A 12,623-nucleotide genomic window follows, 5' to 3' on the forward strand; every position below is an offset into this window, starting at 1 on the left:
TGCGACGGTGCACCTGGCGAGCGCATCGCTCCTCGCCCTGTCAACTTCTGCATCCACCCGGCTGGTCGTCCCATAAACACCTCCCCGATTAAAGGTGTTGCGACAACCGGTTGAATCCGCCCAGTACACGTCCATTGCCTTCGGGCGGCGTTGCCGCGAGGCGGGCGTACAACCGTCGATGGGCACAGCCGGCGATGCCTATGACAATGCGATGTGTGAGTCGTTCTTCGGCACGCTCGAAGCAGAACTGCTGATGCGTGAACACTTCGCGACCCACGAGCAGGCCCGTACACGTATCTTCTGGTTCCTCGAAGGATGGTACAACGTGCGCCGCCTGCACAGCAGCATCGGTTATTGCTCGCCGCTGGAATTCGAAAACCTGCATTCGAAAAATGAAATGTCATCGCCGCGCGGGTTGTCCACCGCCGGGCAGCGTCATGGTCGAGACAGGCGACCCGCTACCCGGCCGTGGACAACCCGCGACTCAACGCTTAACGGAGGATCAATACCGTACTAAACCCAACTGCAAATCTGTCCGCTGGAGCGGGGCAACCTCAACCCACAGCCACGCGCATGAACGACGCGGCATAATCGTGGAGTCGGCATAACGTTCTGGAGCGCGATATCCGCCCGTTTGCAACTGCGAGAAAGTCGTGGCTCTTTAGCGACACGGTTGCCGGTGCGAAGGCGAGCGCGATGGTCTATAGCCTGATGCTGACGTGCCGAGCTTGCGAGGTCGAACCGTACGCATACCTGCTGCACGTGCTCACCGAATTGCCGCAGCGTGCGACCGATGCCGACGTCACCGACCTGCTGCCGTTCAACTACGCCCAGCGACAAACCGCGACGCCACCACCTGCCTGAGTTGACAAGCCGATCGCGTGCCCATGTCGGGTACCCGGTTGTTGAGAAAGGCCGTCCGTTATCCGGTAACACCGGGGTGCTACCGGGTCGCGTCGAAGTAGCTATCCCACTGCTCCGAATCCGGATCGAGCCTACGCACGATCGCGTCGTCCGCCCGCACGATCAGCCGCTCCAGCATCTGACGCTTCGTCAGCGCGTAACGGCGCGCCAGCCGTACAAGCGCAAGATCCACCTCGGTGCTCACCCACATGTCCAGTCGCCGCTCGCCGTTGCCTTCCTTGCCCGCCGTCGCTCGCCGTGCCCGCCAGGCGGCCTGTCGCTGTGCTGTCGTCTGCGCCATCCTGCCCCCCCTTCATCGTCGTTACCCGGTAACATTCCGCACTTCAACGTTACCGGGTAACGCAGGATTCCTCAAGGTGTGGCGGATTGAGCGCTTACAAAGAATTAAGACCCGTCCTGAAGGCATGGCAACAGATGTCGTCGTGGATCCGGTCGCGCAACTTTTCCCACTCGCGTACAGGCGCATCCTGACGGAATTGCGCCGCCGACGGGATAGCGCGGGCCACCGCAAGCCAGGCCATCACCTTCGACACAGTGTAGTGCTGCGGCTTGCCGCGGCTTTCCCAGATGCCCTGATCAGACTGCTGCCAGACCTGCGCGAGGTGCTGCACGAGTTCGTTCTCGAGTGTCCACGCGGCGGCGTCAGGGCCAAGGCCTGCCCGGCGCGACAGGTACAGCGCATTCATCACCTCACCGAAGACATCGAGCTGCAACTGGCCGACTGCGCCATTGCCGAATCGCACGGGTTTCGCCCCCTGATAGCCGTCGAGCCACGGACACTCCCATTCGGTCACATGTCTTGACCCGTCGATGGTGTACAGGATCTGCAACTGCGACGGCGCGCCAGCCACCGCACGCACCAGCCAGTCGCGCCAGCGCCGCGCCTCGTCGGGGTAGCCGCCTCGCAGTAGCGCCAGCAATGTCAGGCTCGCGTCGCGCAGCCAGCAAAAGCGGTAATCCCAGTTGCGCGAACCACCCAGGTGTTCTGGCAATGAGGCTGTCGGCGCCGCGACGATCCCGCCGCCCGGTTCGTGGATCAGCGCCTTAAGGGTGATGAGTGAGCGGGTGAGCGCCTCTTCGTAGGGGCCCTGGGTGTCCGCCTGCGCTGACCAGGCTTCCCAGAACGCGGTCGTGGTCGCCAGCTGACGCTGTGCGTCGTTGCACCCGGGTGCCGAGTCGCTGGTGTCGCTGTAGTTCAGAACGAACGAAACGCACTCGCCTGCTGCAACGGCAAAGCGGCCCATGACGTTGCCAGCATCGACGCGCGATGCCGCCTTCGTGTGCAGCGTCAGCCTGTTCGACCCGCAAACGATCAGGAAACCCGTGCCATCGTCGAGCGGGCGGATCGCAGGATTCGCGCGGCCATAGTCGAAGCGCGCGACGAACTGCGTGTCGAACTCGATCTTTCCAGTCTCCCCGAAGACCATGCGAACCAATTGCGGGCATTCAGCCCGCATCGGCATGAAGTCGACCAGTGTCGCGATCCCGGTGTCCGTCCTGAAACGGGTTTCGAGAATCAGCGTAGAACCGCGATAGCCACGCGTGACCTCAATGGGCTCCTGCTTCGGTGCGAATCTGCCATCTGCCATCTGCCATTGTCAGCATGACCTGCCAGCGCCGCGAAGCAGGTGTCCGAATCGAAGCGCGGCCAGCACAACCAGTCGATAGACCCGTTACGCGCGACAAGCGCCGCGGAGTGGCCGTCGCCCAGTAACGCATAGTCCTCGATTTTCGATGCCATGAATATGACCCGCATGGTTGGTGTGTGAACGGCCGGCCTGTCCCGCGCGATACGGCGGTTCCGCGGTGTCCGGGATAGCAGAGACACTAGCTATCTACGGCCAGCTATCGGCGGCCAGCTACCTGCGGCGAGCGGCCAGCAGCGCTGCGATCAGCGCAGTCGCCGCACCGGCCAGCAGCCAGTTACGGTTGACGTCAAGCCACAACGCAGGGCTCGATGCGCTCGCGCGATCGCTGAACGGTCCGTGGGTCGCGTGCAAACCGGGCACCGGATTCCAGAGATTCGAGGGCCGGTCGCTGGCCACGGTGCGGTCCTGCATTTGCGCACTGTAACCGGCATGAGCAAGATAACGGTCCAGCAGGCCCGCGACGAATTTGTTGGCCCAGATCGCCTTGATCGTCGACGACCCGACATAGAGTTCGCGGCGCCGGTGCGCCGCCGCCCATACCACCGCACGCGCCGCGACTTCCGGCTGAAAGATCGGCGGCACGGGTTGCGGCGGGTGTGGCAGCAGGCACTCGGCCCACTCGAACTGCGGCGTGTTCAGCGCGGGCATCTGCACCATCGTCAGGTGGACGCGGCTCCCCTCATGCATCAGTTCACTGCGCACCGAGTCGGTGAAGCCGCGAATCGCGTGCTTGGCGCCGCAATAGGGCGACTGCAACGGAATCGACCGGTAGGCGAGTGCCGAGCCGACCTGCACGATCGTGCCTCGGTTTCGAGGCCGCATCCGCCGCAGCGCGGACATCGTGCCCCACACGTAACCCAGATACGTGACCTCGGTCGCGCGCCGATACTCGTCCGGCGAGATCTCGTGCAAAGGCGCGAACACCGTTGTCATCGCGTTGTTCACCCAGACGTCTATCTCGCCCAACTCGGCTTCCGCGCGCGTCGCGGCAGCCTCGACCGCAGCCGGGTCTGAGACGTCCAGCGCAATCGCTATCGCCTGGCCGCCGCGCGCCTCCACTTCGCGGCGCACGTCGTCGAGTGCAGCTACATCGCGGCCGATCAGGGCGATTCTCGCGCCGTGCCGCGCAAATTCGTGAGCGCTCGCGCGACCGACCCCGGCGCTTGCCCCGGTGATGACGACCGTCCTGCCATGTCTGTTCGCTTTCATATCTGCCTCGCCGGTGTAAATAGGTTCCCGTCTTCTGCCGCGCATATCGCGCTGCATCACTTCTTGAGCTTGTCGCGCACCGCCGAGACGTCACGCCCCGCGATCGGCGCTGCCTCGTTACCCCACGTATTGCGCACGAAGGTCAGCACACTGGCGATTTCGGTGTCGGTGAACTGGTCTCCGAACACCGGCATCTTGCGATGCTGCGGTCCGTTCACGGTCTGCGGGCTGCTACCGCCCTGGATGACAAGCCGGATCAGCGACGACGTGTCGGGCGCCAGCACCGTCGGGTTGCCCGCGAGCGCCGGAAACTTCTGCGGCTCGCCGCGCCCGTCGGCCTGGTGGCACTTCGCGCAGAACGACATGTAAAGCCCTGCGCCAGGGCGTTCGACATCACCGGTCTTCAGCGCGACTGCCCTCTGCTGCGCCGTCGGGGAGCGCGGGTGGTAGGCGCCAGAAGATTCGCGCGCGGGAAGGCTTTTCAGGTAGTGTGCGATTGCGTCCAGGTCGTCGTCGTTGAAGTACTGGGTACTGTCTTCGACCACCTGAACCATGCTGCCAAATGGCACGATATGCACGTCGGCGCCATGACCGGATTTAAGGAACGAAGCGATGTCCTGCGGGGGCACCCGTCCAAGTCCCGAGCCCGGGTCGCCGGTGAGATTCGGCGCGAACCAGTGATCGTTGCTGCCGCCCGTCAGGTACAGTCTTGACGACTCGTCGTAGCCGCGCTCCTCAAAACCGGGCCCACGCGGCGTGTGGCATGCGCCGCAATGACCGAGCGACTGCACGATATACGCGCCACGGTTCCACTGCGCGTCGTGCCTGTCATCGGGCGTGAAGCGCTCATGCGTTACGAAGGCGAAGTCCCAGAAGAACAGGCCCCAGCGTTGGCTGAACGGGAACGGCAGCTTCGTTTCCGGCGGCCGGTGGCTGACTGGCTGCACCCCATCCATGAAGTACGCGTACAGCGCCTGCATGTCCGCATCGCTGATCCTGGTGAACGACGGATAAGGCATCGCCGGATACAGACGCTTGCCGCCCGGCGCCACGCCGTCACGCAGCGCGTGCTCAAAATCGGCATAGCTGTAGCGGCCGATGCCGGTTTGCGGGTCCGGTGTGATGTTGGTCGAATAGATCGTGCCGAACGGCGAACCCATCGCGAGCCCCCCGGCAAACGGCGCGCCCTGCTTCGGCACGGTATGGCAGCCGGCGCAATCGCCGAGCTTCGCGAGATATTCGCCGCGCGCAATCAGTGCCGGGTCGGTGGATGCCGCTGCCGGAATTGCGCTAGCCGCGCCAGCCTGCGCGAGAGCATGAGAACGCGCACCCAGCACGGTCACGGCCACTGTCACCATGACGGTGAGCATGGTGCAGACGGCGCGCTGTGCGATGCGGGTCATGACGATCATCGCCACGCGCTGCAAGGCGATACGATCAGCACGGCGAACCCCGTGGCGACCAGCCCGACCAGAAACAGCAGACTGAGCATGAGGGCCGCCATCGCAAGAAAGCGGGTTCGCCCCCGACTTGCGTCGGACTCCTGCTGAACGGTGTCCGACTGCCTGTCGCGTGCGCGACGCCAGTTCCACCACGCGACGCCCGCACCCAGCATGCCGATCAGCAGCGCGCCGAGACTCGCGGCACTCAACGCCGGCATCAGCCACGGCCATTGCGGTGCGGGCAGTGCCTCACGGTGCGGATAGCATGCCTGCGCCGACAGCGCCTCGCCAATCTCGGTTTGCAGGACCCACACGGCAGCAGCGCCAAACAGTCCGAACAGCATCGCGAGCGTCACGCCGCGCCGGCGATGTGGCTTGCGTTGCCGGCCGGTGTCGCCGGCGGTTGGGTGCGCGGGCGGTCGGACATCGTCGGGTGCCTGCTGATGAATCGCTGCGGCTAACATCGTCGCTCTCCTAGAAAAGAAAAGGTGTGATGTACAGCGTCGTGAAAATGAAGAGCCACACGACATCGACAAAATGCCAGTACAGGCCACCGATTCTCAGCGCGGCGCAGCGCTTTTCGTCGAAGTAGCCCAACGCCGTCCAGATCAGCAGGAACACCAGCACGGTGAGTCCGATGATCACGTGTATCAGGTGAAATCCGGTGATCGTGAAGTACAGCGAACCGTACTGATGCGTCGAAATGCCGTACGGGTGATGACGCCATTCCCGCAGCTGGATGCCGATGAACACCACCCCCAGCACGATCGCAACCGCCATCGACGCGACGGCCCATCTTTTCCTGCGCCGCCGCACCAGGCGCTCGCACTGCCAAACGAACACGCTGCTCACCAGCAGCACGCACGTGTTCAGGCCGCCGATGCCGATCTTCGGCAGTCCTTCAGGCGGCCAGTGCTGTTCCGTCTGCGATGCCAGATACAGGTACGAAAAAATCAGATAACCGAACAGCGAGGCTTCGGTAGCGACCGTCGCCATCATGCCCCACCAACCGCTCGACAGCTTGCCCGCGCTGCCAACCGGAAGCATCCCGTCACGCCCCGTCAACTCACTCATGACGATCCCCCGCGTCCTGCACCGTCTCCGGTTCCCGCTGGATCAGCAAGCGCTCAGGCCACAGCCATAGGAGAATCGCTACCCCACAGGCCGTCACCATCAGCCCGGTGAAGACCCACGCGTGCAGCAGCATCGCGACGAACAGCAGCGCGCTGAACAGGCCGAGCAGGAACGGCGCATAGGAGTCCGACGGCATCTTCAGAATGATGTCGGGTCTGGCGTCAAGCGAGGTCGTGCCCAGCGCCTCGCGGCCATGGTCGAGCAGGAAACCTTCGTCGAGCGTTGAATGGGCGCCCTCCTCGATCCGCGCCTCCCACAGCGGATTGCGGCTCGCGACGACCGGCACGACGGCGAAGTTGTACGGCGGCGGCGGCGACGACACCGACCATTCGAGCGACGCGGCGTCCCAGGGGTTGTCGCCCGCCGGCTTGCCGCGCCGCAGGCTCACGGCGATGTCGATCAGGAAGATCAGAATCCCGATGGCGAACACGAACGACCCAATCGACGTGATCATGTTGGTGGTGTTCCATCCCATGTCCGCCGGATAGGTGTACATCCGCCGCGGCATGCCCAGCAGCCCGGAAATATGCATCGGGAAGAAACCAAGATTGAAGCCGATAAAGGTGACCACGAACGAGAGCTTGCCGAGCGCTTCATTGGTCATCTTGCCGGTGAACTTGGGGAACCAGTAGTAGATGCCGCCGAGCACCGGAAACACGTTGATACCCAGCAGCACGTAGTGCAGATGCGCGACCACGAAGTACGTATCGGTGAGCTGCCAGTCGAATGGCACGGCGGCCGTCATGACGCCGGAAACCCCGCCGATGACGAACAGCAGCACGAAGCCCGCAAAAAACAGGAACGGCACGCGGTAAACCGGCCGTCCGAGCCAGATCGTTGCGATCCACGCGAACGTGGCAACCGCGCTCGGAATCGAGATGAGCGTGCTCGCAACCCCAAAAAGCGACAGCGCGAGCGGCGCAATCCCGGTCGCGAACATGTGGTGAATCCAGACCACGAAGCCGATCATCATCGTCGCGACCGTGGCGATTGCGACCGGCGTGTAACCCACCAGCGGCCGCCGGCAAAAGGTCGGTAGCGCGTCGGAGACGATCCCCATCGCTGGCAGCACGACGACGTACACCCACGGATGGGCGAATATCCAGAACAGGTGCTGCCACAGCATCGGCCGGCCGGCATTGGCGACATCGAAGAAGTGCGTGCCGAACTGACGGTCGAGCCACAACATGATGAATGCGAGACTGACTGACGGCACCGCCACGAGGTTCGCCGCCGAAGCGGTCAGTGTGCCCCACACCAGGATCGGCAGGCGGTCGATCGACATGCCCGGTGCGCGCATGCGAAGCAGCGTGACGACGAAGTTGACCGCCCCCACCGTGGTCGAGACGCCGAGCAGCACCATGCCGAGCGCGTACACGTCGATGTTGGGTCCGGTGTCGTATTCGAGGCTCGCGAGCGGCACATAATTGAACCAGCCGGCATCGGGCGCCTGACCGAGCGGGAAGCTCGCGTAGAGGAAGAGACCCGCGAACAGGAACACCCAGTACGAAAACGCGTTGAGGCGCGGAAATGCCATGTCGCGCGCGCCGAGCACGAGTGGCCACAGATAGTTCGAAAACCCCGACAGGACCGGCAACGCGTACAGGAAAATCATCGTGATGCCGTGCATCGTGAAGAGCTGGTTGTATTGCTCCGGCGACAGCAGATGCGAATTGGGCCGCGCCAGCTGGATGCGCATGATGAGCGCCTCGACGCCGCCCACGATCAGAAAAAAGAACGCCGTCACGATGTAGCGCATGCCAACCCGCTTATGGTCCACCGTCGAGAGCCAGCCGCGCCAGCCGGGTTCGCTTTCCCACAGTTCGCGCAGATGCTGCTCGCGTTCGGAGCCTTGCGGCATGCGGCCGGTTTCTGGCCGGCGGGCGAGCCGCAGATCGGGCAAATCCGGTGCAAGGTCGGCCATATTTTTTCCTTGTTGGGTAACGGAGCACCAACGATGCGCTAATGGAGTGTCGCCAGATAGGCGGACAGCGCAGCGGCATCCTGTGTGTTCAACGCGAAGCTCGGCATCAGCGAATCCGGCTTGATCTGTTGTGCGTGCTGGATCCAGTCGAGCAGGTGCTCCGGCGTATTCGTCACCGTGCCCGCCGCGAGTTGCCGGCGTGAACCCACATGCGTGAGGTCCGGCGCCTGCACGCCGGCCGCGTCGCTGCCGCGCACCGCATGGCAACCCGCGCAGCGATCCATGAAAATTTTCTGACCGGCATGCGCCGACGCATCAACGGGCGCCGCTGCCAGTTGCACTTGCGCATCGCGCCACGCATCGAATTCCGCCTGCGACTGCGCGACGACGTCGAACGCCATGTGCGCGTGCTGCGGGCCGCAAAACTGCGAACACTGGCCACGATAGATGCCGGGCGCGTCCGCCTGAATCCATTGCGTGTTGACCTGCCCCGGGATGGTCTGCGTCTTGCCGGCCAGACGCGGCACCCAGAACGCGTGAATCACATCGGCGCTCCTGAGGCTGATCCTGACCGGCACGCCAACCGGAATGTGAATCTCGTTCGCCGTCACGAAGCGCCGAGCCGGATCGGCGTCATCGGCGTAATCGATTTTCCACCACCAGTCGTACGCGGTGACCGTAATCGTCAGCGCCGGTGCCGGCGAAGGCTGGGAGACGGCCTGCAGCGTGACGAGCGTGTAGAACAGCGATACCAGCAGGACCAGCGTCGACACGCCGACGCCGATATAGATCCATCCCATGCCGCCCGCCTCCCTGTCCAGTTCACGCAGGGGAGCCGCCGGACGGCGGCGCATCAGCGCGCCGAGCAGCAGCACGGCAATGATGGCGACGACCGCAACGCACATTGCCGTCACGCCCCAGCCAAGACGCATGGTCGGCGATGCCGCGGGACCTGCGGCATGCAGGAAATAGTCGAGCGGCGCGTCGGCATGCGCCGGGGTCGGCGCGAGAAGCGGCACGAGGAGCGCCGCGGGAAGCGGTGTGAGCAGCGCGAGCTTGCGCGCACGCGCAATCAGCGCCGGGCGCACGACAGCTCTCCCCGCGCGGCGAGTGCTTCGATGCGATCCGCCGTGCGGCAGGCAATCGCCTGAATCGTCAGCGACGGATTGACGCCGCCTACCGTCGGGAAGACGGAGCCGTCGCAGATCCAAAGATTCGGGATGTCCCAGCTTCGGCAATCGGCATCGACCACACTCGTGCGCGGATCGTCGCCCATGCGGGCGGTGCCGTTCAGATGGCAGGTATCGTCTTCCTGATTCCAGATTTCGCGGGCGCCAGCCGCCTGGAGGTGACGGCCCATGAACCCGAGCGCGTGTCTGACGAGGCGCCTGTCGTTGTCGCACAGCGAGTAGGTGACGCGCGCGATCGGCAGGCCGTACTGGTCTTTTTCGTCGGCGAGCGTGACACGGTTTCGCTCCTGCGGCAGCGTCTCGCCGACGATCTTCAAACCCGCCTGATGATTGTATTTTTCCATCTCGCGCGTGAGCGCCGCACCCCACAGCCCGCGACCGTTCTGCGTCGACGCCCATGCGCTGGGGAGCGCGCCCTGACTCATGTAGCAATAGCCGCCGAAAAAATCCTTGCCCGTATCGGTATAGTTCCAGTGCTCGGTCATGGCAAGCGAGGGCGGCCCTTTGTACCAGCGGATTTCTTCTTCCATCACGCCCCACGCGGCCTGGTTGGTCTGCACCATCAGGTTCTTGCCGACCAGTCCTGAACTGTTCGCGAGGCCATCCGGAAACGTGCCGTTGGCCGACATCAGCAGCAGGCGCGGCGTCTCGATCGCATAGCCTGCGACGACCACGTTGCGCGCCCGCTGAAACTGCCACACGCCTTCGCGCAGGTAGTGCACGCCGGTAACCTCGCCGGCGTCGCCGGTTTCGATGCAGCCGACCATCGCCAGGTCGCGGATCTCGGCACCTGCCTGCACCGCCCACGGAATCCAGGTCACCAGCGCGCTCTGCTTCGCATTCGTCGAACAGCCCGTCACACAAAACCCGCGATAGACGCACTGATGCGATTCGCCTCGTGGCGCCGACACCGTGGCGAGTGGCGTCGGTGTCCAGTCGATGCCCAGCGCCTCGGCGCCGCGCGCCAGCACCAGCGCCGCGGCGTTCAGTTCGTGGGCACGATAGGGGTAACGCGGCCGCTTCGGCCCCCATGGATAGCTCAACGGGCCGGAGATTTTTAACGCCTCTTCCACCTGCGCGTAGTAGCGCCACATCTCGCGCCAGTCGAGCGGCCAGTCCGCCCCATAGCCGAGTTTCGTGCGCGCCTTGAACCATTCGGGCCGAAAACGCAGCGAGACCATTGCGAAGTGCACGGTGCTGCCGCCGACAGCCTTGCCGCTGTTATTGTTGCCAAGCCGCAGCGGCGTGTCGCCGTCGACGATGCGCTCATCGGTCCAGTAGACTTTCTCCTGATGCGTTTCGTCCGACGCAAACTCTTCGAGCGGCCGCCACCATGCGCCGGCATCGAATGCGACCACCGAGAAGCCCTTTTGCGCGAGCCGGCACGCGAGCGTGCCACCGCCCGCCCCCGTGCCGACAATGACGAAGTCGACCGCCTCGTTCTGCGGATATTCGCGCATCGGCAGCCATGCGCCCACGCGGTGCACGTCGGGGGCGCGGCCCTGCTTGCCGCGCGGCGTATGCAACGCGTCATCGAACACGTTCGTTCTCCCTGCGCGCCTCATCTTCGCCGCCAGGTTTGGCCTCGACGGCTTCCCACGGGTCACGCCTGCCGGCAACCAGGCGCACATAACCGCGCGGACTCGCAGGACCGCCGAAACCGATCTCACTCCATGATGCAGGATGCGAGTAATACGCGCCGCAGATATCGTGCAGTACGCGATCCGCGAAGAACAGCTGCGGCGGCATGTCCTGCCAGGCCGCATCCGTCAGCTCGCCTGCCTGCATTTTTCGGATCAGCGCGTCCTGCTCGTTGCCGTCGAGCCGATGAAAAGGCACGTTGTAGCGCGACTGCGCTTCGGCATCGAGTGCCGCAAGGCCCCGCTGCCATGCGTCGCGTAGCGGTGGCAACCGCGCATCGCGATAGCCGTCACCCTGGTTGCGCTGCAAGCGCGCATCGACGAGCGCCGCGACCGGCACGGGCGGCCGGTCAGCCGGCTGGGGGACGACGCGCCCGCACAGCGCGTCCAGCGTGCGCCACGCAGCGTCATCGAGGAATATCGGCTCGCGCCTGATCGCGAGCCGTTCATCGATCACGCGACGGGTCGTCTCGTCCCACGACGGGGTGTGGCGCTTGCGCAGTACGTCATAGCCAGGATAGCGAGGCGTGCGCGGGGGATTGTCCTGATCATGCATCGTGTTCACCTTCCCTCAAGCCGAGCGCCGCGAGACCCGCCAGCGCGAGCGCCGTGAAGCTTGGCGGCGCCGGGAGCGGTGGCCCGCTGAAGAGGTTTTGTGACCAGTTGCGCCAGCCGCCCATGTTGCGCGCGACCCCGAACGTATGAAACCCGACGCCCACAACACCGAGCAGCGCAGTGCACCGAAGCCACAACCGTGTGAACCAGCGGTCCGGGTGAGGCGGGACGAGCGCGGCATGGGCGAGTAGCGCGGCGGCTATTGGAGGGATCACAACCGGCGCGTACATGGCCGGGTTGTGAAACGCCCCCCTGAAATGCAGCAACGCAACTTCTCCGACTGTGCCGATGAGCCCGATACTTGCGAGCAGGGCCAGCGCGCGGCCAGCGGGCATTCCGAAGAGGCGGGGTGCCTCTGCCGGTTCGTCCCGCAGCCGCTCGGCGGCCGCGCCGAGTGTGCCCGACAGCAGCATCGCGATCGGGGCGCCAATCGGGGCCGCGTAAAACAGGTTCTGCGAGCCGAGGCCGCCTGGCCGCTTCAGGATGTTGTACAGATGAAAACCGTTGCCGATGACACCGGTCGCAGCACCCATCAGGTAGATCGCATCGCGCGCCCGGTGGGCGGCCGGCCGGTCGTCCATGCCGCCGTGCACCCCGGCGCCGAGCGTTAGCAGCGACACCGCGAGCGGCGTATACATCGCACGGTTCTCGAACGAGCCGCGATAGTGTTCCATCCCGCTGTCGGCCAGCACCGACAACGCCAGCAACGCCGAACTGCGACTGAGCGACCTGGCCGCCCGCAGGTGCACCGGCACCGCGGCGCTGCGCCCCGGCAGGCGTGACGCCTGACGTGGCACACGTGGCGCGATGCCGTCCGCGCGGGTCAGCGCGGCGGCCGTGGCCAGCGCTGCTGCCGCGCCGAGAATTCCGAAGCCGATCATCTCCGCTCGCTGCAT

The 12,623-nt window shown here is 64.8% G+C and carries 13 protein-coding genes and 1 pseudogene; 2 read left to right on the plus strand and 12 right to left on the minus strand.

All coding sequences use genetic code 11. The features are described from left to right. Positions 1–94: 94 nt before the first annotated feature. Positions 95–517, plus strand: a complete 423-nt coding sequence (locus VOM14_RS31535) for a transposase (protein ID WP_442955612.1) — start codon at positions 95–97, stop codon at positions 515–517. Between the two features lie 86 nt (positions 518–603). After that, a pseudogene (locus VOM14_RS30785) lies at positions 604–864 on the plus strand (transposase domain-containing protein); the annotation flags it as partial. 79 nt (positions 865–943) lie between these two features. Here the strand turns inward: VOM14_RS30785 and VOM14_RS30790 are convergent. From VOM14_RS30790 to VOM14_RS30840, 12 genes are all read right to left on the minus strand, one after another. Continuing rightward, positions 944–1,204, minus strand: a complete 261-nt coding sequence (locus VOM14_RS30790) for a hypothetical protein (protein ID WP_327632484.1) — start codon at positions 1,202–1,204, stop codon at positions 944–946. Between the two features lie 94 nt (positions 1,205–1,298). Beyond that, positions 1,299–2,513 (minus strand): glycoside hydrolase family 15 protein, encoded by a 1,215-nt coding sequence (locus VOM14_RS30795; protein ID WP_327632485.1) that lies wholly within the window; start codon positions 2,511–2,513, stop codon positions 1,299–1,301. Next, positions 2,441–2,680 (minus strand): trehalase-like domain-containing protein, encoded by a 240-nt coding sequence (locus VOM14_RS31540; RefSeq protein ID WP_442955613.1) that lies wholly within the window; start codon positions 2,678–2,680, stop codon positions 2,441–2,443. Before VOM14_RS31540 ends, VOM14_RS30795 begins: the two co-directional genes overlap by 73 nt. Before the next feature lie 103 nt (positions 2,681–2,783). Further along, positions 2,784–3,782 carry an SDR family oxidoreductase gene (locus VOM14_RS30800; protein ID WP_327632486.1) on the minus strand — a complete coding sequence of 333 codons (999 nt, stop codon included), beginning with the start codon at positions 3,780–3,782 and terminating at the stop codon, positions 2,784–2,786. A gap of 56 nt (positions 3,783–3,838) precedes the next feature. Further along, positions 3,839–5,185, minus strand: a complete 1,347-nt coding sequence (locus tag VOM14_RS30805; protein ID WP_442955614.1) for a c-type cytochrome — start codon at positions 5,183–5,185, stop codon at positions 3,839–3,841. A gap of 5 nt (positions 5,186–5,190) precedes the next feature. Next, the gene (locus VOM14_RS30810; RefSeq protein WP_327632487.1) at positions 5,191–5,688 is read right to left on the minus strand and encodes a hypothetical protein; all 498 of its coding nucleotides are present in this window, start codon (positions 5,686–5,688) and stop codon (positions 5,191–5,193) included. A gap of 10 nt (positions 5,689–5,698) precedes the next feature. Then, on the minus strand, positions 5,699–6,298 hold the full coding sequence (locus tag VOM14_RS30815) for a cytochrome c oxidase subunit 3 (protein ID WP_327632488.1): 600 nt from the start codon (positions 6,296–6,298) through the stop codon (positions 5,699–5,701). Next, entirely contained in the window at positions 6,291–8,282 is a 1,992-nt protein-coding gene (gene ctaD, locus VOM14_RS30820; RefSeq protein WP_327632489.1) for a cytochrome c oxidase subunit I, read from the minus strand. The genes VOM14_RS30815 and ctaD overlap by 8 nt, the downstream gene beginning before the upstream one ends. A 38-nt stretch (positions 8,283–8,320) precedes the next feature. After that, positions 8,321–9,370 carry a cytochrome c oxidase subunit II gene (gene coxB, locus VOM14_RS30825; protein WP_327632490.1) on the minus strand — a complete coding sequence of 350 codons (1,050 nt, stop codon included), beginning with the start codon at positions 9,368–9,370 and terminating at the stop codon, positions 8,321–8,323. Further along, complete coding sequence (locus VOM14_RS30830) at positions 9,355–11,013, minus strand: GMC family oxidoreductase (RefSeq protein WP_327632491.1); 1,659 nt, start codon at positions 11,011–11,013, stop codon at positions 9,355–9,357. Before VOM14_RS30830 ends, coxB begins: the two co-directional genes overlap by 16 nt. Beyond that, positions 11,003–11,668, minus strand: coding sequence for a gluconate 2-dehydrogenase subunit 3 family protein (locus tag VOM14_RS30835; RefSeq protein ID WP_327632492.1), 666 nt, complete (start codon positions 11,666–11,668; stop codon positions 11,003–11,005). Before VOM14_RS30835 ends, VOM14_RS30830 begins: the two co-directional genes overlap by 11 nt. Next, positions 11,661–12,623, minus strand: coding sequence for a hypothetical protein (locus VOM14_RS30840; RefSeq protein ID WP_327632493.1), 963 nt, complete (start codon positions 12,621–12,623; stop codon positions 11,661–11,663). The genes VOM14_RS30835 and VOM14_RS30840 overlap by 8 nt, the downstream gene beginning before the upstream one ends.

It is taken from the genome of Paraburkholderia sp. MPAMCS5 (assembly GCF_036016995.1).
In the GTDB taxonomy this organism is placed as follows: Bacteria; Pseudomonadota; Gammaproteobacteria; order Burkholderiales; family Burkholderiaceae; genus Paraburkholderia.

Coding starts and splice junctions, on each gene's coding strand:
- VOM14_RS30805 (WP_442955614.1), bottom strand. CDS start 5,185: ATGACCCGCATCGCACAGCGCGCCGTCTGCACCATGCTCACCGTCATG.
- VOM14_RS30790 (WP_327632484.1), bottom strand. CDS start 1,204: ATGGCGCAGACGACAGCACAGCGACAGGCCGCCTGGCGGGCACGGCGA.
- VOM14_RS30795 (WP_327632485.1), bottom strand. CDS start 2,513: ATGGCAGATGGCAGATTCGCACCGAAGCAGGAGCCCATTGAGGTCACG.
- VOM14_RS30835 (WP_327632492.1), bottom strand. CDS start 11,668: ATGCATGATCAGGACAATCCCCCGCGCACGCCTCGCTATCCTGGCTAT.
- VOM14_RS30815 (WP_327632488.1), bottom strand. CDS start 6,298: ATGAGTGAGTTGACGGGGCGTGACGGGATGCTTCCGGTTGGCAGCGCG.
- VOM14_RS31540 (WP_442955613.1), bottom strand. CDS start 2,680: ATGCGGGTCATATTCATGGCATCGAAAATCGAGGACTATGCGTTACTG.
- VOM14_RS30800 (WP_327632486.1), bottom strand. CDS start 3,782: ATGAAAGCGAACAGACATGGCAGGACGGTCGTCATCACCGGGGCAAGC.
- ctaD (WP_327632489.1), bottom strand. CDS start 8,282: ATGGCCGACCTTGCACCGGATTTGCCCGATCTGCGGCTCGCCCGCCGG.
- VOM14_RS30840 (WP_327632493.1), bottom strand. CDS start 12,623: ATGCAGCGAGCGGAGATGATCGGCTTCGGAATTCTCGGCGCGGCAGCA.
- VOM14_RS30810 (WP_327632487.1), bottom strand. CDS start 5,688: ATGTTAGCCGCAGCGATTCATCAGCAGGCACCCGACGATGTCCGACCG.